The following is a 24,312-nucleotide window of genomic DNA, read 5'->3' on the forward strand; positions in this document are numbered from 1 at the left end:
GATATTCACTGTGTTTTCGGGAATGGTTGCCCTGTTAATCGCCATGGGGATCGGACGTTTTGCTTATACTCCTCTTCTCCCCTATATGCAACAGAGTCAGCAATTCTCAGAAACCATGGCGGGTTACCTGGCATCCAGTAACTATTTGGGATATTTGCTGGGAGCTGTATTTACCGGAGCCATACGTTGGGGAAATAAACGAACCCTTTTCTGCCAGATCGGTCTTTTTGCCAATATTTTGACCACCGGATTGATGGGAAGCACTGCTGATGAATGGCTTTGGTGGTTATGGCGTTTTTTGTCGGGAATCTCCAGCGCCATGGTATTGGTACTCGCTTCCGGCATTGTGCTGGATCAATTGGCTAAATACCGGCGGATGAGCTGGGCAGGTTTTTTCTATGGTGGAGTTGGATGGGGGATATTTTTTAGCGGATTGTTTGTCCCTTATCTGGTTCAATGGCTGGATTGGGATGGGGCTTGGTTCGGTTTAATGATTTTCAGCCTGTTGATCGGGCTGCCTTCGTTTTTTGGTCTGAGAGAAACGGATTTGCCAAATCAGTCCTCAACAGCAGAGACCTCTCCCCGAAAAATAACTCATACTGATAAAAAGCAACTGTGTTGGTTAATGGCAGCCTATGGGTGCGAAGGGTTGGGTTATATCGTAACCGGAACGTTTCTTGTGGCCATTGCTGCCGATATTCCGACGTTGGCGCATCATCCCACAATAAGCTGGATTGTGGCGGGCCTTGCAGCCATCCCATCTTGCATTATCTGGGCGTGGATCGTCAAGTATTGGGGATATTCCATCACCTTAATTCTTGCCTATATATTACAAGCTGTTGGTGTTTTGCTTCCCGTAATTGAAACGAATGAAGCGGGGATTTATGCAGGAGCTTTTCTTTTCGGAGGTACATTTATGGGGATTACCACGCTTGTGACCTCTATGGGTCGAAATATGTATCCCAAACAAAGCAGCCAGGTTATCGGTTATTTAACGGCGGTGTACGGAATCGGACAAATACTGGGCCCCATCGGAGCAGGAATTTTGGCTGAAAAAACGCATAGTTATGCTTTGTCGTTGGTAGGAGCTACCGGGATTTTGTTGTTGGGAGTCACCTTTATTTTTATCATTGGTCTCTTGCAGTATATGGAACGAAAAAGGAGGTATTCTCATGACTTGGTATCGGACAAAATTAACTGAAATGTTAAAAATATCTTATCCTGTCATTCAAGCCGGTATGGCGGGAGGAGTAACCAGCCCGGAGCTGGTGGCGGCTGTCTCGAATAGTGGTGGGTTAGGAACACTGGGGGCTGGCTACCTCTCTCCGGTTGCCATGCGTCAGGCGATCCGTGATATTCGAAAACTGACCGATCGGCCATTTGCGGTCAATTTAATGGTTCCCCAGCCCTGCGAGTATGATTTTTCGGCTAAACAGCAGATGAAGGAATACTTGAGAAAATTTGAAAAGGTAGTCAAAGCACCCACCATTTCCTCTTCGGTTGATCCTTCCTTTAGCTTTGACGATCAAGTAAATGTCGTTTTGGAAGAAAAAGTTCCCATTTTCAGTTTTACCTTCGGGATTCCTGATTCATCTGTCATAGAGGAAATGCATTCCAATCAGACAATTGTAATTGGGACAGCCACCACCGTAAAAGAAGCCATCGAACTGGAGAAAAGCGGAGTAGATGCTGTTGTTGCCCAGGGATGTGAAGCCGGTGGCCATCGGGGAACGTTTCAATCCTCTTCCGATTTTCCATATATCGGATTGATTGCCCTCGTGCCACAAATGGTAGATCACATAAACATTCCGGTGATTGCTTCCGGAGGGATCATGGACGGAAGAGGCATACTGGCAAGTTTGTCACTCGGAGCCGCAGGGGTACAAATGGGTTCAGCTTTCCTGACAACCTTGGAAAGTAATGCTCATGAACAACACAAAAAGGCGTTGATTGAGAGCAATGATGAGAGCACGGTGATCACTGCTGCTTTTTCCGGACGGCCGGCCCGTGGGATTAAAAATACCTTTATTCGGGAGATGGAACATTATCCCGGTTCGATCCCTCCGTATCCCGTCCAAAATGAAATAACCAAAAATATGCGAAAATATGCTGCCATACAAGGAAATCCAGAGTACATGTCCTTGTGGGGAGGGCAAGCTTCCTCTCTCAGCCGTTTGGAATCTGCTGAGGATTTGATGAAAAAAACAATTGAGCAAGTTGATCAACTAATTGGAAAATTTTCTGATCGTGGAGGGTTATAATGAGCGACCGTACATTTGAAACTGGACTTTCCATCCGTCGGAAAGTTCTGGGAGACCAGTATGTATCTTCTTCCTTTGAAACAGCAACCGATGATTTTAGCCGGCCTTTGCAAGAGTTTATCACCCGCTTTGTCTGGGGGGAAATCTGGAGCAGACCCGGTTTGGAACATCGAGTGCGAAGCATGATCAATTTGGCAATCATGACGTCTCTCAACCGGCCAAACGAACTCAGGCTCCATATGGAAGGGGCTTTACGAAATGGAGTAAAAGCAGAAGAAATACGGGAAGTATTATTGCAGACGGCAGTTTATTGTGGTATTCCGGCTGCGTTGGACAGTTTTAAAATAGCTGAGGAAGTTATGCGGGACTCCGATTCGAAAAGTTAGCTTACCATTTCATGCATCGGGATATGAAAGGTTCGTCTGGTTCTGGTGTCATTTGTCCGGTAAATCAGGAAATGACTTGAGTTCACTTTGGATTCAAGTCATTTCTCAATTTTTTCTGCATACTTTCTAACATTTCTTGTTGTTCACCAGAAAGTGGCTTAACGTTTTTTTAATCGGATGCCGAACGTCAGTTTGCTTAAAAAGAAGGGGACCTGTACCATTGCCAGTCTCACCGGAAAGATCGGATTCGGGTCAGCCATATTGCCAAAAAGTCAAATTGATAGACGCTATAGTGTATAAAGAATCAAAAAATAGTTTTTAGAAAGAAAGTTTAATTTTACATTCAGATTTGATTAACTTCATTTAAACTGATCCGTGACATGCACAACAAAAAATTGTTAGTTTTTTATTTTATTTTATATAAGATTATATATAAGATATGAAAAGAAACAGTACAAGGAGATAATTATAATAACAGCTTTCAGGCCGGTTTTGAAAGTGAAATCGTACACGATTTTTCATTTTATTTTTGTATATTTTATTGCATTTTTAATATATTAGATTTATAATATAAATGCAAGCGCTTTCCCGGCTTTAAATAAAAATCAACTGCACCGGCAATACCGACAATATCACCTCAGAATCATGGATTGGTTACTGCCCCTATGTCATGCTCAATACAAGGCAACCAATATCAGTGACATTCCTGCAAGAATCTATGAGTTTGAAATTTATGGTTCAATAAATGAGTCTAAAATGAGGAAACTATTTTCGCTCCTGGGAAAAGGCGCAGTTTATCGGCATGATTTGCCAGAATCCAGTGAGAATCCAGCGTGAGAAAAAATACGAAAAGGAAGGATAAGCCATGCTCCGCAAACACATACGGGTCTTGTCCCTGATGATGACGATGGCGATGGTTATCATGTTGTTTCCTCGTGTTCCTTTCAGTTTTGCCGATGACAAAGATGTCTATTTGGAAGATGAATCATCTATCCCCAAACTGCTTGAAGTGATGACATTGGAGGAAAAGGCTGCTCTCCTTGCAGGGGACCGGGATTCGCAAAAATTAAAGGGTGCAGCTGGCAGTACATTGGGTGATCTATATGAGAAATATGGCATACCCGCGACATCCCTCCCAGATGGACCGGCTGGGGTTCGGATTGATCCGCTTCCGGGAGGGACAGCTCCAGACGGGACTCCGCTGACCAGATACGCGACCCAGTTTCCAAATGCTTCAGCCAGGGCATCAACCTGGAATCTGGATTTGTTAAGCAAAATGGGTGAGGCTTTTGGAAAAGAGTTGTATTATTTTGGAGCTGATCTTTTACTCGCACCCGGCATGAATATTCACAGACATCCGCTTAACGGACGGAACTTCGAATACTATTCCGAAGATCCATTGCTGTCGGGGAAATCATCTGCAGCTGAAATAAAAGGGATCCAATCCAAGGGTGTAGGTACAACCATCAAGCACTTTGCAGCCAATAACCAGGAAAAATCGCGTCACAATTTGCCTACCAACGTAAGCCAGAGAGCCCTTCGCGAAATTTATCTGAAAGGTTTTGAGATTGCCGTAAAAGAAGCCAGTCCCTGGGCGATCATGACAGCTTACAATCAGATAAATGGTACAAGCCCTTCACAAAACCCCGAGCTTTTACAAAAGATTGCCCGCGAAGAGTGGGGGTTTGACGGTATCTTTATGACGGACTGGGGCGGTCAGGGAAATGCTTCTTACTGGAAAGAACAGCCTGGAAATAATACCTATTCCTCCATGGTAAAGGCCGGGATGGATCTCAGTATGCCCGCTGGCAATGCGGATCAGATTATAGCCGGTTATCAGGCAGGCTTTTTGACCATGGAAGAAATTGATGCCGCAGTGACCAGAGTTCTTCAATACATCCTGAAGACACCCGCCTTTGATGGAGTTAAACCGAGCACGGATCACAACAAATATGCTGAAGAAAGCGAACAGGCTGCCTTTAATACAGCCATTGAGGGAATGGTGCTTCTCAAAAATGAAAAAGTTAAGGGCAAAGAAGTCCTTCCATTAACCGGCGGAACCATTGGAACCATTGGCAATGCCACCAACAATCTGGTACGTGGTGGTGCTGGCAGCGGCAATGTAAATGTAGATACCTCAAAACTGGTACATCTGGCCCGGGCTCTTCGGGATACAGGGGCAACGGTTATTGATGCGACAGAAAACAATTATCCGCAGGTAGACAGCATCCTTCCAGTCGGCGGATTTGGCGGCGATCCTGCATATAAGGAAATGAAGCCGACAAAAGAACAGTTGGCCAAAGATATTGTAAATAAATCAGACAGCGTCATCATGACGATTCGCAGAGGCTCATCGGAAGGTGTTGATGTTGCGGCCGAAAAGGGTGCTTATTATCTTAGCGATGCCGAACAATACCTGATTGAGACTGCTTCCGCGTTGTGTCGCAAAGCAAAAAAACCCTTTATCGTAGTACTCAGCACAGGGGGACCCATTGAAATGGAAAGCTGGAAGGATAAAGCCGATGCCATTCTGCTTTCCTGGGAAAATGGTACGGTTCTGGGTAAACCGATTGCAGCGGTATTGACCGGAAAAGAAAATCCATCAGGCAAGTTATCGACAACGTTCCCGATCGATGTAAAAGGTGTTGCAAAAAATGGTTATTCCTATGTTCCCTCAACAACGTTTGGAGAAAGCCGCGTAACTTATAACGAAGGTATCTATGTAGGTTATCGGTATTTTGATACCTTCAACGTCCCGGTATCCTATGAATTTGGTTATGGGATGAACTATTCGGATTTCCATTACAGCCATCCCAAACTGAGCGCAAAAAAATTCGATGATTCCATAAAGGTAAGCATAGATATTAAAAATACCAGTAAAGTGGCGGGTAAGGAAGTTGTTCAGGTTTATGTAGGGGCACCTGGCAAAACCATGCACAAACCGGTCAAGGAATTGAGAGCCTTTGGTAAAACCAGGGAACTTGGCAAGAATGAAAAACAAACGTTAACATTTACTCTTGACGCAAAATCCCTTGCTTCTTTTGATGAAAACCGTTCGGCATGGGTTGTGGAACCGGGTAAATATACCGTTTATATCGGAGCATCTTCCAAGGATATAAAACATACCCTCAACTTTACAGTGGACAAGGAAATCATTGTTGAAAAAGTCAATGATGTGATGAAACCTGTTGTTGAGATTGACGAACTTGTTCCTGATCGCTCCAGGTAAAATCAATTACAGCAGAAAATCATATAACGGAAAGTGATTATTTGCTCTGCCGTGTATAATAAACGGGCAGGGCGCATCGGCAACGTTTGCCTTGCGGTTCTGCCCGCTTTATCTTGATTCTAATAATCGCTTCCACCAACTAATGCCAGCAAGCTCATATTGCTATGCTATTATAAAATAGCATAGCTTTTTTTTATCCTCTAGTAAGGCATTTGGATGGCATTCGTGGCGTTTCTGTAATCATTGGCAAGAAGCCGGGTCAAGTCATAGGATGGATAGTAACTTCTTTCATACATGTAATAATAAATCATCCCGTGCCATTTGATGGCTTTTACCAATTGTTTTGTCAGCACTTCCCTCAAGGATGGAGTTGCGGTTTCGGTAATGGCTATTGCATAACTGCGGACGGCTGTTTTGGCCATCCCCAGCAAATTGCCGGCATAAAACGCCGTTTCGTCGGGACGGTTGTATTCCTTAACCTTGGGGGTACTCGGATAAAACCGGAGCAGTTCCTTCAGGTTTTCTTCGAGGGATCGGATGGAAAAGGCGTACAATTCTCTCAGTTTTGGGTCCCGGATTTGCCGGATTGTTTTCTTGAGCATAAACAGACCGTTGGCCTGAAAAGCCACCAGTTCATGCATATCCAGTGTTTCATGCCAGGCTAGATGGCGGCGGTTCATTTTCATTCCTCCCATAATGTTATTTGTGAGCCATTTTATTCCCAACGGCAGAAAACGGTGACGATTTCATGAATCAAGGGGAAACGTGGTTGATATTAATGGAAAGGTGGAAATTTCTTAACGGGAAACCAACATTGTCATGCCAAATAATGGTATGATTAATACGTTGCGAAATTTGCAGATTGGCTCACAAAGTATCAAGTTGCGTCATCCGTTCCATCAGGGGAAGGAATGCAAAAACCAGGCCAAATCACATGGGAACACTGCTAATAATATTCGGTGGCTGGTTCATATATTGGAAGGTGTTCAGAAGAAAAAACCGGTCAAAAACTGGATTCGACGAATTAGGAGGTGAAAGGAATGGATACAAAATGGATCAAAATATTGACCCATGCCAGCATCTGGTTTGCTCCGATCCTGGTTCCGGTTCTAGTGTATCTCTTGGCCAGCGATCGTGAATTGAAACGGCTCTCTTTGCAAGCAATGATATTTCATATTGTAATGGCCTCCCTGATTTGGATTTCTTCTGTTTTTGCCTGGGTACTGATCGGGATTCCGTTTGTGATTGTTTTTGGGGTAATTGCTTTTGTTACGCCGGTGTTGGGAATTGCACGGGCGCTGCTGGAACGCCCGTTTAATTATCCGGTTATCAGAAGATGGGTCTGACTTTCTTTACCGAATTTGATTTTTGTGCGTGAATGTGATAAATTAGCAAAGGAAGGAAAATTGGTAACATTTTTGCATTGACATGCAGTAAATAAGAAAGAGGGGGACAGGTGAGAAAGTTTGCAGTATGGGGCTTGCTGTTGGCGCTTTTGGCTGTCGCCGGCTGTGGCAATGAAGAAATAACCGAGGTTCCAAAACAGGCGATCACAGTAGTCGATGGGGATACGATCAGGGTGAGGTTGAAGGGAAAAGAGGAGACCGTCCGGTTGCTGCTGGTGGATACGCCGGAAACCAATCACCCGGAAATCGGGAAACAGCCGTTGGGAGAGGAAGCAAAAGAATTTACACAAAAACTGATCCATGAAGCGAAAAAGATTGAGTTGGAAAAAGAAGAGACGAAAAGGGACAAATATGGCCGCTTCCTGGCTTATGTGGTGGTGGATGGAAAACTCTTGCAGGAAGAGCTGGTAAAAAGCGGGTTTGCCCGGATTGCTTATGTGGAAGATGCTGATGCCAAATACCTCGATAAGATGAAAGAAGCGGAACAGAAAGCGCAGCAAAAGAAAGTCGGAATATGGCAATGGGATGACTACAGCAAGAGAGATGGCTTTAAAACGGAGTCGCTGAAAAAAGAAAGGAATATCTTCGTCGCCAGCAAAAACAGCGATGTTTACCATCCGATTGGATGTCATGTTGCCAACGACATCAAGCCTGAAAACTTGATCTACTACTATTCGGAGCAGGAAGCAATCAAAGATAACCGGCATCGCAGCCAGGTGAAAGAGTGCTGGGAAGCATATCAATAAAAGGGAAGGTGAAAAGAGTTGTTCAAAAACTTGATGGCCCGGTTTGGCAAAGGAGCTGCAAAGGTAGATCTGGTGCTGGATAAAAATCAGTTCCAACTAGGGGAAACTGTTGCAGGAAGACTGATGATCCAGGGTGGAGAGGTAGAACAGGAGATCAACAAGATTGATATTCTGCTGATGGTGGCGATTCGCCATGATGATACAGAACATCTTCATACCGTGGCAACGATCCCGACGTATGAATCCTTCACCATCCATCCCGGGGAAAGAAAGGAATTTCCCTTTCAATATTTATTGCCGTATGATCTGTTGATTTCCGGGAATCATGTTACCTACTTTTTCAGTACGAATCTGGATATTGCCGGCGGCGTGGATCAGAAAGACCGCGATTACATAGAAATTCTTTGTCCCAATCCCCTTCAACAGGTACTTGATGCCTTAAGCCGACTTGGTTTCCGGGAAAAACATGACTCCCGCAAGTTTAACGGGCGTGTACAGGAATTTGAATTATTTCCAACCGATTTTTTGCAGGGCAGGGCCGAAGAATTGGAATTTATTGCGGCAGTTCAGCCAGATGGTGTCCGTTTGCTGCTGGAACTGGATCTCTACTCGTTTGGCCATGAAAAAGAATTGAAGCGGGAAGTATTTATTTCTCAACAGGTGCTTGAATCAGAAGATGAACTGGTCAGCGAGCTAAAAAGAATTTTGGAAGAAATGGCCGAATATGGAGTGACTGGTTATTATCGTGATGCACATGGCCATTCCTATCATCATGGACACAGTTCTTCCGGTTTGAGCGGGGCTGTCGGAGGATTTGCAGCCGGAGTGATCGGGGCAATGGTCGTGGATGAAGTGGTTGACGAATTGTTTGAGGATGATGACGAAGATGAATTGGAAGATTTTTTTGAAGATGATTGATTGATCCTTTTATGGGACAAGAAATACATTTCTTTAAATATATAATTCTATCAGGATGAGATGAATAACCCGTCAGGGTTATTCGTTTTTTTTGGTTATCCTTCGCATACCCTGTAAAAATTAGTAAGCTGTGAATATGATGATTTTAAAGGGAGTTAAACCATATTATAGAAAAAATTATATTTAATAAAAGGGATTTATATAATAAATGTAGAAATTACTAAATACAAGAGGTTTTAATTTCATATTTTTCTGCCGGGATGAAAAACAAGAAAAGGAGTGTCGACGAATGGGCGCCTATGTCGTGATTGACCCGGGTCATGGCGGAAAAGATCAAGGAGCTTCCGGATTTGGACTGGCAGAAAAAAACGTGGTATTATCCATTTCCCAAAGGATCAATCATTTTTTTGGTCAGTATGAAGGTGTTTCCGTTTCCTTGACCCGTTGGGATGACCGCTTTTTGGAGTTGAGCGAAAGAGCTGACTTTGCAAATGCGCGGAAATGCGATCTGTTTTTATCCATTCATAATAATGCAGCAAGTGAATCGGCTTCCGGTTTTGAAACTTTTATCCATCCGAATGCAGCTTCCCGAACCGCCCAATATCAAAATATTCTGCACTCTGCCGTTATGAATTACCTGAAACAGTATAATATAAAGGATCGTGGAAAAAAACGGGCCAATTTTGCTGTACTGCGGGAGACAACGATGCCGGCGGTGCTGATTGAAAATCTGTTTATTACCAATCAGAAAGAGAATCAATTGTTGAGAGATCCAAAATTTCTGGATGGACTGGCGGAAGCAGTTGTCGAGGGAGTTGCAAAGATATTCGGGTTAAAGAAAAAACAGCCAAAACCGATGTACCGGATTACGGTTGACGGAAAAACGGTTTACGATACAGCCTATGAATCAAAGATCACAGATGCGATACTGGAGGCAGTCCGCAAAGGTGCCAGGGAAATTTCATTGAAGAAAATAAAATAATCCCTTTTTATACCGGTAAAGGCAGATTAATATTCTGCTTTTGCTGGTTTCTTTATGTGAATAAAAGTAATATATTGTTATTTATGAATAAAACATGATAATGTATTATTATAAAAAAAGTTGCATTTTGGGTGTGCGAAATAACATAAATGGTAAAAATTGAGCAGGGGATTCAACCTATGTCATTCAAATTCAGGGAAAATTGGGAAACATTTTGCCGGGGTGATAAAGCGGGCGAAAGATATTTCATATTTCAGAAAATATCCGAAATTCCAGGCCGGAAAGCCTGTTGCTTGCAAGACTGGAATGGATATATCAGTTGGACAGTCGGGCTGGTTTCTTTTAACACAAAAATCTTAACTGGATTGGCATCTTTTAAAGTTGCCAGTTTTATTCAGGAGCGAAATGGAATGATCAAGCAAAGAACCTGTTTATTAGTCAGAGAAACAAAGCGAATATTTGAAGAAGCAGGAATCAAATGGCATTACATCAACCAATGGTTACCGAAAAGTGGTTTGCATGATAATTGGCACTTCCCGAGCAAAATTCATAAAGACAGTACTTCACTTCAAATAAAAAATCGTATTTTTATCGAAGGTTTCATGGGAGCTAAAGGGTTTATCAACAGACGGAGAATGGAGAACAAATACCGGACTGAAATGTTAAAAGGGGAATGAGCAATATGATCCGTGTGTTGATTGTTGATGATGATCCAATGGTTGCTGAAATCAACCACCGTTATTTAATGTCCATGTCAGGATTTTCCTGTACCGGGATAGCCCGGAACAGGGCAGAGGCGATGGCACTTCTGGAAAAGGAGAAGATCGACCTTGTTCTTTTGGATATTCATATGCCTGGGGAAAATGGCTTTTCCTTTTTAAAGGAGATCCGCCAGCAGGAAAGACAGGTGGATGCCATTGTGATCTCAGCGGCCAATGATATTGAAAATATTAAAAAAGCGCTGCGTTTGGGAGTTGTGGATTATTTGATCAAACCATTTGAATTCAAACGCCTGAAATTTTCGTTGAACCAATACAAAAAGGAAAAAGAATTGCTGGGGAGGCACAGGGTGTTGAGTCAGGATGAACTGGATCGCTTCCTGTTTCAGCAAAAAGAGATAAAAGCCCGGGCGGAACTTCCCAAAGGATTGGCGGTCAAGACGTTACAGTCGGTGGTGGATGGAATTCTTGCTTTGGGCAATATGGAGTTTACCGCAGAAGAATTGGCCAGGGAAATCGGACTGACCAGGGTATCCGTAAGCAAATACCTGAAGTTTCTCTCTGAAATCGGGTTTGTTTCCGTACAATTATCTTACGGTACAGTGGGCCGGCCTCTTTCCCGTTATTCCCTCAATCAGAAGAACAAGGATCGAGTTGCTCCGTTTTTGTAAATGATTTATTAATAAGAATCGTACAAAAATATTAGTTTATTTTTAAGATATATTATTCTTATTGATAATATTGTAATATATTGAAGTATACACAAAAGAAAGAAACAATTTCTTTCAATTCGCATAATTTATTAAAATTACTTATCGGGGAGTCAGAAATGAAAAATTATTAATGAATATGGCCTTCAAGTTTTAACGGCAATTTTTATTCGGTTTGTACCGGGATGTCGCAAAAAAACACGGCGATGTTTTTATCAACAAGCTTAAAAGGGTGACCGCCCCTCTGATTTTTTTCACCATTGTTCCTGGCATTGCCAGGATAGGGATATGAAAAAGGTAGGGTGAGTGGTGGAAAATCCTGATCTACTTTGAAATCATCACGACATTTTCCTGCTGATCGGACTTGTGGTAGCCAATCTTGTGGAGCCGGGCGAAGGGGTTCAAATGATTGCCTCGCAAGGCATCAAACAAAGGTGAATAAATATGCCAGTGAAGGCAAAAAGATGGATTTGGTGGAACATCGTGCCTTCCAATGGAAGGGCCGGCACTGTTGCTTGGTGTAGACCGGTTTATGTCTGAAGCCCGTGCCATCGTTAACATGATCGTAAACGGAATTGCTACGGCTGTGGCCGCAAAAAGCGAGAAGGAATACCATCCGGAACGGGATTTCCCGGGTGCTTCCAAACGGAAAGTGTTTGAGCCGGTCAGCAGATTGCCGAATAAAACAAAAATAAAACACACTCACTTTGAACCAGTGAGTGTCTACGTTATTTTGAGAATAAACGTTATAATGATGTTTATATAAACTTTGGCGGGTGGCAAATCTGTTCAGTTTGTTTTTTATATAGCCGGGAACCTGATCGGCAGATCGGTACGAATTATGCCCCCGTTTTTTATTTGGCAGACGTTATTGGGCGACTCTTTTCTACTTTTCATCCATCAGCTTTTTGACAATCTCCTCAAGCGGGTCCGTTTTGGCCCGGGCCAGGATATCGATTCGTACTTTGTGCTGTTTCACGGCATAAGCCTTGATTTTTGCCGCGCTGATTCCCAAAGGGCTTCGCTCGTAACCGTTGTTCGTGAAAATTTCCATGGCAAGCGGCATCAGGTCGTCCATTTTTTTTACAATACGATCAAACAGAGAGGGATCTTCTGCGATCAATCGTTGCAGCAGATATGTCCCGTAACTGATATGGCGTGATTCGTCGCTTTTCAAATACCCGATTCCTTCCGTAAGGCCGGGCATCCGGCCTGATTTTTTCAGGCTTTCATAAAAAATAAAGTAACCTGTTTCCGCCAACACACCTTCGACAAACATGTTATAAAGGGTTGAGGCATCAGCCAGTGCCGCCGGAGATGAATCGCAGAGGAGTCGATTCATGGTTTCAGGAAGCATTTCATGAAATATTTTTTGGATTGCAGGGTGATGGTACCTGGATACATCTTCGGTTTCGCCCAATGCATTCAGGAGTAGACGGAAAAATTCGGTATGTTTGGCTTCGTCCAACAAAAAGGTGGTTAAATAAAGTTCTTCTTCCAAACGGCCCTGTTTGGCAATCGTCATGATCAGCGGAAGCAAATCGGTCGTAACTGCTTCTTCTCCGGCCACAAACGCTGCCAGCCGGCCGCGAAGTTCTGCTTGCTGTGCGGAAGTCATTTGCTGCCAGTCTTTCTGATCCTGACGATAGTCAATATCTTCAGGATTCCATGACCCCATTCGCTTGGCTTTTTGGAAGAGCTTGTAGGGAAAGGATTGCAAGTCCAGCCCGTCCGCACACGTTGCCACAAACTGCCTGCGTATGATAACCACTCCTTCATTCCGCGTTGGTCACAACACGGTTTGTTTTTCGCAAAAGTTTTTCTTCGCCATTCAAAAAAAGAGAGGTGAACAGGGTAACAGAAATATAGTATAATTTTTAGAAATAGAATTCTCTTCTTAATTATACATTTATTTTATTTATTTTAACATTCCTGGATTGGTGGGGGTGATTAAAATATGATTTAAATTTTTTAGCAGGAAAAGCTGTAAATTTATGTGATATTTAGGAATTGAACAACTTGGATTATAATATTTGTAAATAAAAAGATATGATCGATTGTAATTGCGAAAGGAGTACGGGAAGGTATGATGCATTTTTCAAAAGTATTGGTTGCCAACCGTGGGGAAATTGCGACCAGGATCTTTCGTGCCTGCGCGGAATTAGGTATTCGCACGGTTGCAGTTTATACTGAGCAGGACAATTTGTCCCTCCATCGGTTCAAAGCGGATGAAGCTTACCTGATCGGTGAAGGAAAAGGCCCAATCGAAGCGTATCTGGATATGGATGATATTATCGAAGTGGCCAAGCGCCATGAGGTTGATGCGATTCATCCTGGTTACGGTTTTCTTGCGGAGAATGCCGAGTTCGCCAAACGATGCCAACAAGAAGGGATCGTTTTTATCGGACCTTCCCCTGAACACATTCAGATGTTTGGCAATAAAGTGGATGCGCGAGAAATGGCTCTAAAAGCTGGAATTCCCGTAGTTCCTGGTTCGCCTGATCCGATTCGGTCCGTGGAAGAGGCAGAAGAGTTTGCGGAGAAATACGGTTATCCGATTATTATAAAGGCAGCTTCAGGCGGCGGCGGGCGCGGAATGCGCATTGTCCCCAGTCAAGGTGAACTGAAGGATGCGATTGAGCGCGCACGGTCAGAAGCCAAGTCGGCGTTTGGCAATCCGGAAGTTTATATTGAAAAGTATTTGGAAAATCCAAAACATATCGAAGTGCAAATTTTGGCCGATTATCACGGGAATGTGGTTCATCTGTTTGAACGGGATTGTTCCATTCAACGCCGGCATCAAAAAGTGGTGGAAGTGGCTCCAAGTCTTTCCCTGACGGAATCATTGCGCTCCAAAATGTGTGATGCAGCCTTGAATCTCATGAAAAAGGCAAAATACTCTAACGCGGGAACAGTCGAATTTCTTGTAACTCCTGATGAAAAGTTTTATTTCATTGAAGTTAATCCGCGTGTACAGCTGGAACACACTATCACCGAAATGATTACAGGAGTTGATATTGTCCAGTCCCAGATAAGAATTTCCGAAGGGTATGCGCTGACCGATCCGGAAATGGGGGTGCCCGCTCAGGAGGATCTGTTTACTCATGGTTATGCAATTCAGTGCCGTGTTACCACGGAAGATCCGGCCAGAAATTTCATGCCGGAAGCAGGGAAGCTGGTTGCCTACCGGTCAGGCGGCGGGTTTGGAATCCGGCTCGATTCCGGCAGTGCTTATACCGGGGCAGTCATTACCCCCCATTATGATTCACTCCTGGTCAAAGTTTCTTCATGGGCGATGACGTACGAACAGGCAGCCAGAAAAATGCTGCGCACTTTAAAAGAGTTTCGGATCCGCGGTGTCAAAACCAACATTCAGTTCCTGGAGAATGTAGTTCAACATCCGGTATTTTTAAGCGGACGCTATGATACCTCGTTCATTGACAACACCCCGGAACTGTTTGAGTTCCCGAAACGAAAAGATCGCGGCACCAAGCTTTTGAACTATATCGGACAAATTGTGGTTAACGGGTATCCCGGATTGCCGGATTGCCGAAAACCGGCTTTCCCAAAACCGCGCATTCCGGCTGTGGCCTATGACCAGGAAATCCCGCCGGGAACAAAGCAGATTCTGGATGAACGGGGGGCAGAAGGCCTCATCGACTGGATCAAGGCAAGCGACAGCCTGCTCGTAACGGATACGACATTTCGTGATGCGCATCAATCCCTGTTTGCCACCAGGCTTCGCACCTATGATTTGTTGAAAGTTTCCGAAGCGACGGCCAAACTGGTTCCCAATCTTTTTTCCCTGGAAATGTGGGGAGGGGCCACCTTTGATACCAGCATGCGCTTTTTAAACGAAGATCCATGGGAAAGGTTGCGTCTGCTTCGTGAACAGATTCCCAATATCCTTTTCCAAATGCTGTTCCGGGGTGCCAATGCCGTTGGATACAGCAATTATCCGGATAACGTCATTCGCAAGTTTGTGCATCTGGCTGCAAAAAGCGGGATTGACATTTTCCGCATTTTTGACAGCCTGAACTGGATCGAAGGAATGAGGACCGCCATTGACGCAGTACGGGAAACCGGAAAAATTGCCGAAGCCACCATCTGTTATACGGGAGATATCCTGGATCCGAAAAGGGATAAATACTCGTTAAAATATTATGTGGATCTGGCAAGAGAACTGGAAAAAGCGGGGGCCCAAATCCTGGCGATCAAGGATATGGCCGGATTGCTGAAGCCGTACGCAGCGTATACACTGATTAAAGCGCTGAAAGAAGAAATCGGTTTGCCCATCCATTTGCATACGCATGATATGAGCGGTGTCCAAATGTCCACACTGATCAAGGCCTATGAAGCCGGTGTTGATATTGTTGACACTGCGCTCAGTTCGATGTCCGGCTTTACTTCCCAGCCCAGTTTGAACGGACTTGCCGCGGCGATTAAAGGACAGAAACGGGAAACGGGACTCAATCTGGATCATTTGCAAAAGCTCTCTGATTACTGGGAGGATGTGCGTTCTTATTACAAAGATTTTGAAAGTGGAATCAAGTCACCAACGGCGGAAGTATATATCCATGAAATGCCTGGCGGACAGTATTCCAATCTGCAGCAACAGGCGATTGCCGTGGGTCTTGGCGAACGGTGGGAAGAAGTGAAAAAGGCCTACGCAACCGTAAACCGCATGTTTGGGGATATTGTCAAAGTCACTCCGTCCTCCAAAGTAGTTGGGGACATGGCATTGTTTATGGTGCAAAACAACCTGACCGAACAGGATATTTATGAAAAAGGGGAGCGGCTTGATTTTCCGGAATCCGTGGTTCAGTTCTTCCAGGGCTTTCTGGGACAGCCTCCTGGCGGATTTCCTGAAAAATTGCGGGATATCATTTTAAAAGGCCGTGATTATATTACTTGCCGTCCGGGGGAACTGCTGGAGCCGGTTGATTTTGATAAGGCACGGGCAGAACTGGAGAAAAAAACAGGCCGAAAGATCAGCAAGTGCGATCTCATCAGCTATATCATGTATCCGAAAGTATTCCTGGACAAGGAAAAGAAAGCAGAAGAATTCGGCGATGTCTCGGTTTTGGATACTCCCACATTTTTCTACGGACTCCGGTTTGGAGAAGAGATCAACGTCGAAATTGAAAAAGGAAAAACGTTGATTGTCAAGTTGATGACGGTCGGCCCGCTGACACCTGAGGGAACAAGAAGAGTATATTATGAACTGAACGGACAGCCCCGGGAAGTGACAATTCGTGACCTGTCGGCAGAAACGGCAGTGAACACACGCCGCAAGGCAGATTCCGATGAACCGGGACAGATCGGGGCAACCATGCCGGGGCATGTGCTCAAAATATTGGTTGAGACAGGAGATAAAGTGATGAAAGGCGAACATCTCCTTGTTACAGAGGCCATGAAAATGGAAACGACTATTCAGGCTCCTTTTGATGCCACTGTTAAAGAAATTCATGTAAAATCTGGAGATGCTATTGAAACAGGCGATTTGTTAATTGAATTGGAATAAATATTATTGTCCGGATGATTGACAATTTATACTATTTCATGTATAACCATTTATAAAACTTGCATATCAAAAAGCAATGAAAGAGTGAACTGATCCGGGGCAATGATTCAGAGAGCGGGTTTCGCGGCTGGAAAAACCCGTCATGTAACCGGGTTGTCCCGCCTCTTGAGCTTTCCGTGAAAAGCGGATACGGCAACTGACCGTTATTCAGATTGAGTGGGTACATCCTGTCGGTTGTTGGCGGGGTGTATCAATGAAGGTGGTACCGCGAAAAGGCCTTTCGTCCTTCTGGGATGAAGGCTTTTTTTGTTTGAAGAGGTGAAGGAATGAGAAACAAACGCATTGTTGTCAAAGTTGGATCCAGCAGTTTAACCGAACAAAATGGAACTTTATCCGAGAAAAAGACGGAAGCGATCGTAAGGCAAATTTCACAGCTGAGACAGCTGGGAATTGAAGTGATCCTGGTTTCGTCCGGAGCCGTCGCGGCCGGGATGGAGCGATTGGGGTTGACGCCGGGTTGTGTCACCATTCCTGAGAAACAGGCGGCGGCCGCGGTGGGGCAGGGGGCTTTAATCGACACGTATCAAAAATATTTTCAGCAACAGGGAATGTCGGTTGGACAGCTATTGCTCACCCGGCTGGATCTGGAAGATCGAAAACGGTTTATTCATATTCGGAACACTTTGGAAACATTGATCAAAAAAGAGGTTATTCCAATCGTAAATGAGAATGACACTGTGGCTGTAGACGAAATTCGCGTGGGTGACAATGACACCTTAAGCAGTTTGGTGGCTATCGTGGCGGAAGCAAATCTGCTCATCATGCTGACAGATATTGATGGTTTGTACACCGAAGATCCGCGAAAAGACCCCCGGGCCAAAAAAATCGATGAAGTGCATGCCATTACGCCGGAATTGGAAAAAATCGCCGGAGATCGCGGAAGTATCGTTGGAACAGGCGGCATGCGGACGAAATTGATTGCTGCCAAAATTGCCGTTCGTTCCGGAATGGAGGTTGTGATTGCCTCCAGCAACGAACCGGAGATCTTGAGAAAGATTTTGCAGGGTAAGAAAGCCGGTACCCACTTTTTTCCGCAAAGCCGTTTGCCAAGCAAAAAATCATGGCTGGCATTCAGTACGCGGGCGGAAGGCAAGATCATCATCGATCAGGGTGCAAAAGAAGCACTTGTGCGAAGACATGGAAGCCTGCTGCTGGGCGGGATCATCGATGTGAGCGGCACCTTTCTGGAAGGGGCCATCGTTGAAATCAGCGACCCGTTCGGCTATATGATCGGGAAAGGAATGACCAGTTTCTCCAGTTCCGATTTGCACTTGTTGCTGGAAAGGAGAGCCTGGGACTCCGGACATGAAAAAATCCACGAAGTGGTCCATCGGGATATGATGGTAATAATGGAAGAGGAGGAGAATGTATTATGATGAATAATGATCTGAAAGAGTATGTAACAAGCAAGACGCGGGCGGCGAAACAGGCTTCGCGAAAATGCTCGATTCTATCTGCTGAAGAAAAAAAACAGGCCTTGAAGCGGATGGGCGAGGCCATTTGGGATCAGCGCCGGCAAATTTTTCAGGCGAACAAAGCAGATTTGGAAAATGCCCTCAACAATGGCTTGTCGTCAGCCAAACAGGATCGGCTGCTGATTACGGACAGGCGGCTGGAAGATATGATTCAGGGTTTAAATTCATTGGCCGAATATAATGATCCTGTAGGAGAAGTCATCTCTTCATTCCAGAGGCCCAATGGCCTGAAAATTGAAAAAGTGCGAGTTCCCTTTGGAGTGATTGCAATTATTTACGAATCACGGCCCAATGTAACGGCAGATGCCGCCGGACTGGCGATCAAGGCGGGGAATGCGGTTGTACTACGCGGAGGAAAAGAGGCGATTCATTCCAATCAGGCCCTGGTCCGGGCAATGACTGACGGATTGGCCAAAACTGCCATTCCGGTTGAAGCCATTCAATTTATCGAACGGACAGAACGGGATTCCATAGATATTCTGATTCGGGAAAAAAATACCGTCGATTTGGTCATTCCGCGCGGAGGAGCCGGGCTGATCCGTCGGGTTGTGAAGCAGGCCCATGTTCCCGTCATTGAGACCGGAGTGGGAAATTGTCATATCTATGTACATGCTTCAGCTGATCTGGACATGGCCCGGTCTGTGGTCGTCAATGCGAAGACACAGCGGCCTTCCGTCTGCAATGCGATAGAGACGCTTCTGGTCGATCAGGAGATTGCAGACGAGTATCTGCCCCGGTTGGGGAAAGATTTGGTGGCTAAAGGCGTACAGGTAAGAGGCTGTGAGCAGACTTGCCGGATTCTTCAGGATCAAGGCAGCCTTGAGATCGAACCGGCAAGCGAAGAAGATTATGCGACCGAGTTTCTGGATTTGATCCTGGCGGTAAAAGTAGTTAAGGGATTGGAAGAAGCGGTGAATCACATCAGGAAGTATGGTACGCTGCATTCGGAAGCGATCATTGCTGAAGATGCCTCCGCCGCTGATGCCTTCTTGAACCGGGTAGATGCAGCTGCTGTTTATCACAATGCATCAACCCGCTTCACAGATGGCGCCGAGTTTGGGTTTGGGGCCGAGATGGGAATTTCTACCCAGAAAATGCATGCACGCGGTCCGATGGGACTCAGGGAATTGACAAGCTATAAATATGTGATCCGGGGAAATGGCCAGGTGCGGGAGTAATAAAAGACTGACCGGAGAAAAACGGGATTCAGGGGAGGAGGTTTTCCAACCCTTGATGTGTTTTTTGTGCCGGAACGTCTTGGCTGCTTCCTGGCAGGATGGAAGCAGCAGAAACCTGCGCAGTGTTATAAACAGAAAAATTGGATGACAGGAATCTTTCTGTCATCCAATTTGTTTTTTACATACTGGAAAGCATCCAATGATGGAGAAAGCTGATTTTTTCTCCAAACTGCTGGTTTGCCCAAAACAAAAGGCCAATCAGGATGGAAATCAGCGGAATCATCTTAAATGTGAACTTGAAGATCGGGATCAGTTTCAAATCATTGAATATCTGATACAAGATCGACAAGGCTCCGATTCCCTGTTTTTTCATGTACAGCTGGTATCCATAGGCATAGAACCAGATAATATGTAAGGCAATCAAAGAAATGACTACCCACATCATGGGGGCGCCAATTTGGTTATATAACCAGGACCCTGCCAATGGTCCCCAGCTTAATCCGATTTGGGCAAAGTTGGCTGCACCGTAATAGGCGCCGCGGTACTGGTCTTTTGCCAGTTGGTCAACAAGCTGGTTGCTCACCGGGAATATGAGAATTTCCCCCAGGGTGAACAGAATGGTTCCACTGATAAAGATCAGATTTTGATTCCCTAGTGAAAATATAGCATAGCCGACGGAAAACAGCAGGCAGCCGAGGATAATGTTGCTTAACGAATTTTTTTTCTCAGCCCAATTGGTGATCAAAGGTTGAAATAAAATTACCATTAACGCATTCATCATCAGTAACAGGGAATAGGTTTCTTCTCCCTGTTCGATTTCATTCGTCAAAAACATGGGCAGGCTGGATTCCAATTGGGAGTAAACACCGTAAAAGATCATGCCGCCTAAAATGTAGTATCCCAACGTGTGGTCTTTTCTTATGACATGGATACATTTGGATAACTGGACGTTTGCTGCAGGTCTGGTGTGTTTGATGTCTCTCTTGTATTTTGCCAGATATCCGATCAGCATAAAGGAGAAAACAATAAATAACAAGCCGGTAATCACAAAAGTATAGGCTCCGATGGTTTGGAACAGGTATGTTCCCAAAAAGGGGCCGATCACCATACCGATATTGATGGCGGTATAACGATAACTGAACACTTTCAGACGCTTTTTGGGAATGGTCAGATCAGCCATCAATGCCTGGGATGTCGGTTCAAAAAATGCACGGCATAAACCGTGTGCCAGGCTTAATATAAGAAAAAACATATAATCCTGTGCAATCAGAAAACCGAAAAAACAGAATGTCCAGGCAAATAATGAAATAGTCATGATAAACCCGCGCCCGAACAGGTCGGACAGGTATCCTCCGAAAAATCCCCCCAATGCTGCACCCAGGCCCATCATTGCCATTACCGTTCCCACTTGCATGGGAGTTAAATGGATAAAATGGGTCAAGTAAAAAACCAGAAATGGCAGGCTCATAAAAGCGGCGGTCCTGGTAAAAACAGTTCCGAAAAGAAGAAATTTGACCAACGGATGCAAACGTTCTCTTTGATGTCTCTCCCTTCTGGACATCAAAACCTGTTGATGGCTTGTTATATGACACCACCTCTTTGACGGGATCAAAATCCGGAGAACCAAACATGAACATTGTAATGCAACTCCAGCAGGACATCAAAAAAATAATTTGGGCGGAGAGTTTTTTTAACAGTTTGTATGGCAGATCCGCCTGTTTCTGAAGTGTTATAAAAAACCCTCTTTAATTTTGATTATTCTGTATCGAAAGTTTATGTTTTCAATACAGGCAGACTATTTGTAACTCTTCCGATCTGTGTTCCGTTCTTTCTCCCGTCCTGGTCTGTGCAAAACGCTGCATTCTGTTTAAGAAAAATAGTTTCTAATTATATCTTAATGTCTGTTTCGAAAATTACAATATATAAATTTGAAATTTCTTTTAAATAACAATTGTTTTAGCAAGTATTTCAATTATTTGCTGAATATCATAGCATCTTTATTATTTTTTTGAGAGTTGTTTTATGTTTGTGATGAAAATTATTTGGTGAAAACGGTTAATTGTTAAGATTGTTTCATAGTTAATTATATAAGATTTAAAATTTGTTAAATTTATCATATGTGAAGGTTTCATGGATTTTAATGACAGCAGGGGACGGATTCCTTTTTCAAGTGGCTTATAGGAAACGAAAGGAACCATGCAGAAAGAAATAAAAGGAAAGAGAGTGAAAATCAGGGGTGAGAAAATGACAGGAATTTTTCCAAATCATGATAAAAAAGAAAATCGGTTTTCGGCCTTGAAACCGGTGGTATCCAACCGTTACTATTTGGAGGATTATCCCCGCTTGCCTGAAGAGACCGACGATTCGGGAAGGTTTCGCCGGGTGATTGCCGCCATGCCGCCAGGTTCGCTGTTGATCGTGCCGGAAGGTCATTATTACGCAGATGAAATTTGCATTCGCAAACCCATCTCGATCCGGTTTGCAAAAGAGACAGTTGTCGAGGCCATTCATATAAATGCGTCTTACATCTTCAAGTGGGAAGGAGGCCTGGGTTACCATTCATACTGTCTGGCGAAGGATTTGAAACGGGGGGATCGCAGTTTCAGGATCCTGCAGACACCATGGGATCTGGAAGCGGGAGACATGATTGTACTTACAGATGATTCCAAAAGATATTCTGACGGGCAAGCTAACGTTAATGCAGAAGTACACGAAATTGATAGTATTTATTCATCAGCCCGTGAATTGCTGCCCGATTCCGGCTTTAGCAGCAGCCAACATGAGTGGAACCGGCAAAGCAATTTGGGTGAGTGTGTTTCTTTTTCATGGGATCCACATGAATCTGCTTTCAAGATGGAACTGGACCATTTATCGAAGCCGGGATTTGCGCTGATTGAGCGGCAGGCGTTCGGGATCAGGGGGGGGATGCGGTATAATCTGCAGGTTTACGGCCGCCTGGAAACCAGGGGATCGGTAGTGGGCAGCTGTTATGTTTCCTGGCTTGATGAATACGGTCGATTGCTGGCCTACTCGAACATCATGGAGTTTGACCATTCCTGTTGGAAACGGATTACAAACGGGAATTTGCTTGCCCCCGCCGGAGCAGCCAGTGCCCGGGTTGCCGTTGCCATTCATGCCGGTGAGCCAGGATACGGCGGTTGCCTCAGGATCAGGGAAGTGTCATTGAAAAGTGCTGTGACCAAAATTGTATTGAAGGATGAAGTGCGCCTTCCAAAACGGGTTTCTTCCAGACAGAATGTGTATAAAGTAAAGCCGTTGCAGGATGTGTCAATAGAAAATTTCCATTACCGTTTAAAAGAAGGATCAAGAAAAGGATTTGGCATCCTGGCCTTTAATATGCGCAGATTTCGGGTGTCCGGATTCAGGGGGGAGCGAGGGGCAGAATCTGCCATTCAGATTCAGCGGAGCAAAGATGTGATAGTGGAAGATTTTGATATAAAAAATCCACAAGTTGTCGGATCAGGACAAGGATACGGGATCCAGTTTTATGGAGGCAATCAGGGCGTTGTGGTCAGAAACGGTTACACCAGGCGGATGCGGCATAGCGTGGATTTTGAAGGGACTTTTGATGCGCTGGTGGAAAATGTCGTTGATGAAAAAGGAAAAGGTGCTTCTTTCATGATTTCACATAACGGATGGTGTTCAGACATTACTTTTTCCCGCTGCAAGTCACTCCAGTCGCATTCGTCGGGATTTGTGGCAGAGGCACAAGGTGTTAAAGATCCATATGATTTGAAACATCACAATATTCACATTAATCATTGCGTATGGCACCGGGCAATCCACCCCGACGACCCCGTCGGATATGGGTTTGGTGTCTTGCTGAAAGCGCCGGTTTCCGGGAAAATCGCGCATTTTACGGCCAAATACGGAAATGGTGAGAAGCCATCCATGTTTCAGGATAATGGAGCAATTCGCCTGTTGCCCACCTGTAATCATCTTTTGATCGAACATGTCGTTGGAGAAGGATTAAGACGGGGGGTGGCCATTGTCCATCCTGCTGCCCGCATGGAGACGGAACCCCGGAACAAGCTGGAGTTTCGGCACATTTATTTGCGAAAATGCCGAACCGGTTTTTTTGTCAATGACGGAGAACGAAAACGGCTGTTTTTATACGACATTCAAATGGACGGGATTTCGGAATGGTTATTTGGAGGAAATCGACACGGAACTTATGAAAGGTTTGTATTGGACGGGTTAACAGTAACTCATTGCAATCAGGCAGGATTTATGCAAAAATGTCCGCAGGCGGCAAACCGTTCCTTGCTTCAGGGCAGGATTTGCCGGATTGAATCCGATCAATGCGGGCCCCTGGATTCGCTCGAAGCAGGCTGGTCTCTTACATGGGATGACTGCATGTTAAGGGGAGACGGAGAGACGGTCTGGTTTACGGGTAATATGAAAAATTCCTGTGCCTCGGGAATTCCGGATGGTATTGTTGATGGTCAGCGCTTGCTGTTCATTTCAAAATCAATGTCAACGTTTACGATCTATTCTAAAAACATTTTGTATCGTGACGGGGAAAACGGGATCACCCTGTCTCCAAAACAACGTTTGGCATTATTGGTCTGGCAGGACGGAAAACATTGGGTACATATCTCATGATCCAGTCAGAGGATTGGAGATTGAGGAAAGGGTGATTTTTGTCCGGGATTCGGTGCCTTCCGCAAAAATGTGTTAGTATTTTATAAGGGATG

General features: G+C 44.7%; 19 protein-coding genes and 1 pseudogene. 17 read left to right on the forward strand and 3 right to left on the reverse strand.

Annotated elements, in window-relative coordinates; all coding sequences use genetic code 11:
* The first annotated feature begins 10 nt into the window (after positions 1–10).
* The 5 genes from H2C83_RS09400 to H2C83_RS09415 all read left to right on the forward strand — a co-directional run bounded on the left by H2C83_RS09400 (position 11) and on the right by H2C83_RS09415 (position 5,876).
* Positions 11–1,201, forward strand: a complete 1,191-nt coding sequence (locus tag H2C83_RS09400) for a YbfB/YjiJ family MFS transporter (protein ID WP_181740054.1) — start codon at positions 11–13, stop codon at positions 1,199–1,201.
* Positions 1,173–2,261, forward strand: a complete 1,089-nt coding sequence (locus H2C83_RS09405) for an NAD(P)H-dependent flavin oxidoreductase (protein WP_181740056.1) — start codon at positions 1,173–1,175, stop codon at positions 2,259–2,261. Before H2C83_RS09400 ends, H2C83_RS09405 begins: the two co-directional genes overlap by 29 nt.
* Complete coding sequence (locus H2C83_RS09410; protein WP_181740058.1) at positions 2,261–2,647, forward strand: carboxymuconolactone decarboxylase family protein; 387 nt, start codon at positions 2,261–2,263, stop codon at positions 2,645–2,647. Before H2C83_RS09405 ends, H2C83_RS09410 begins: the two co-directional genes overlap by 1 nt.
* Before the next feature lie 645 nt (positions 2,648–3,292).
* The gene (locus H2C83_RS17380; protein WP_220184095.1) at positions 3,293–3,484 is read left to right on the forward strand and encodes a hypothetical protein; all 192 of its coding nucleotides are present in this window, start codon (positions 3,293–3,295) and stop codon (positions 3,482–3,484) included.
* A gap of 28 nt (positions 3,485–3,512) precedes the next feature.
* The gene (locus H2C83_RS09415) at positions 3,513–5,876 is read left to right on the forward strand and encodes a glycoside hydrolase family 3 N-terminal domain-containing protein (RefSeq protein WP_181740060.1); all 2,364 of its coding nucleotides are present in this window, start codon (positions 3,513–3,515) and stop codon (positions 5,874–5,876) included.
* A 200-nt stretch (positions 5,877–6,076) separates the two neighbouring features.
* Here H2C83_RS09415 and H2C83_RS09420 read toward each other — a convergent pair whose 3' ends face one another.
* The gene (locus H2C83_RS09420; protein WP_246333833.1) at positions 6,077–6,556 is read right to left on the reverse strand and encodes a spore coat protein; all 480 of its coding nucleotides are present in this window, start codon (positions 6,554–6,556) and stop codon (positions 6,077–6,079) included.
* A gap of 139 nt (positions 6,557–6,695) precedes the next feature.
* On the opposite strand from H2C83_RS09420, the gene H2C83_RS09425 reads away from it, so the two are divergent.
* The 8 genes and pseudogenes from H2C83_RS09425 to H2C83_RS17755 form a co-directional block, all read left to right on the forward strand.
* Positions 6,696–6,911: a hypothetical protein gene (locus H2C83_RS09425; RefSeq protein ID WP_181740064.1), complete on the forward strand. Its 216-nt coding sequence runs from the start codon at positions 6,696–6,698 to the stop codon at positions 6,909–6,911.
* A gap of 5 nt (positions 6,912–6,916) precedes the next feature.
* Positions 6,917–7,222: a DUF4870 domain-containing protein gene (locus tag H2C83_RS09430; protein ID WP_181740066.1), complete on the forward strand. Its 306-nt coding sequence runs from the start codon at positions 6,917–6,919 to the stop codon at positions 7,220–7,222.
* A gap of 110 nt (positions 7,223–7,332) precedes the next feature.
* Complete coding sequence (locus tag H2C83_RS09435) at positions 7,333–8,028, forward strand: thermonuclease family protein (protein ID WP_181740068.1); 696 nt, start codon at positions 7,333–7,335, stop codon at positions 8,026–8,028.
* 18 nt (positions 8,029–8,046) lie between these two features.
* A complete protein-coding gene (locus tag H2C83_RS09440) occupies positions 8,047–8,946 on the forward strand; it encodes a sporulation protein (protein ID WP_220184096.1) in 900 nt (299 codons plus the stop codon).
* A gap of 289 nt (positions 8,947–9,235) precedes the next feature.
* Positions 9,236–9,928, forward strand: coding sequence for an N-acetylmuramoyl-L-alanine amidase family protein (locus H2C83_RS09445; protein WP_181740071.1), 693 nt, complete (start codon positions 9,236–9,238; stop codon positions 9,926–9,928).
* A gap of 410 nt (positions 9,929–10,338) precedes the next feature.
* On the forward strand, positions 10,339–10,605 hold the full coding sequence (locus H2C83_RS09450; protein ID WP_181740073.1) for a hypothetical protein: 267 nt from the start codon (positions 10,339–10,341) through the stop codon (positions 10,603–10,605).
* A gap of 5 nt (positions 10,606–10,610) precedes the next feature.
* Positions 10,611–11,318: a response regulator gene (locus H2C83_RS09455; RefSeq protein WP_181740183.1), complete on the forward strand. Its 708-nt coding sequence runs from the start codon at positions 10,611–10,613 to the stop codon at positions 11,316–11,318.
* Between the two features lie 526 nt (positions 11,319–11,844).
* A pseudogene (locus H2C83_RS17755) lies at positions 11,845–12,123 on the forward strand (hypothetical protein); the annotation flags it as partial.
* Between the two features lie 120 nt (positions 12,124–12,243).
* Here H2C83_RS17755 and H2C83_RS09465 read toward each other — a convergent pair.
* Complete coding sequence (locus tag H2C83_RS09465) at positions 12,244–13,128, reverse strand: R2-like ligand-binding oxidase (RefSeq protein WP_312853888.1); 885 nt, start codon at positions 13,126–13,128, stop codon at positions 12,244–12,246.
* A 315-nt stretch (positions 13,129–13,443) separates the two neighbouring features.
* Here H2C83_RS09465 and pyc point away from each other — a divergent pair, with 315 nt between their 5' ends.
* The 3 genes from pyc to H2C83_RS09480 all read left to right on the forward strand — a co-directional run bounded on the left by pyc (position 13,444) and on the right by H2C83_RS09480 (position 19,594).
* Complete coding sequence (pyc, locus tag H2C83_RS09470) at positions 13,444–16,881, forward strand: pyruvate carboxylase (protein WP_181740075.1); 3,438 nt, start codon at positions 13,444–13,446, stop codon at positions 16,879–16,881.
* A gap of 326 nt (positions 16,882–17,207) precedes the next feature.
* Entirely contained in the window at positions 17,208–18,317 is a 1,110-nt protein-coding gene (gene proB, locus H2C83_RS09475; protein ID WP_181740077.1) for a glutamate 5-kinase, read from the forward strand.
* Positions 18,314–19,594 (forward strand): glutamate-5-semialdehyde dehydrogenase, encoded by a 1,281-nt coding sequence (locus H2C83_RS09480; RefSeq protein ID WP_246333834.1) that lies wholly within the window; start codon positions 18,314–18,316, stop codon positions 19,592–19,594. Before proB ends, H2C83_RS09480 begins: the two co-directional genes overlap by 4 nt.
* Positions 19,595–19,772: 178 nt before the next feature.
* Here H2C83_RS09480 and H2C83_RS09485 read toward each other — a convergent pair whose 3' ends face one another.
* Complete coding sequence (locus tag H2C83_RS09485) at positions 19,773–21,113, reverse strand: MDR family MFS transporter (protein ID WP_181740079.1); 1,341 nt, start codon at positions 21,111–21,113, stop codon at positions 19,773–19,775.
* Between the two features lie 677 nt (positions 21,114–21,790).
* Here H2C83_RS09485 and H2C83_RS09490 point away from each other — a divergent pair.
* Positions 21,791–24,220, forward strand: a complete 2,430-nt coding sequence (locus H2C83_RS09490; RefSeq protein ID WP_181740081.1) for a right-handed parallel beta-helix repeat-containing protein — start codon at positions 21,791–21,793, stop codon at positions 24,218–24,220.
* The last annotated feature ends 92 nt before the right edge of the window (positions 24,221–24,312 follow it).

Origin of the sequence: Thermoactinomyces mirandus, assembly GCF_013868055.1 — a bacterium.
GTDB classification, from domain to species: Bacteria; Bacillota; Bacilli; order Thermoactinomycetales; family Thermoactinomycetaceae; genus Thermoactinomyces; species Thermoactinomyces mirandus.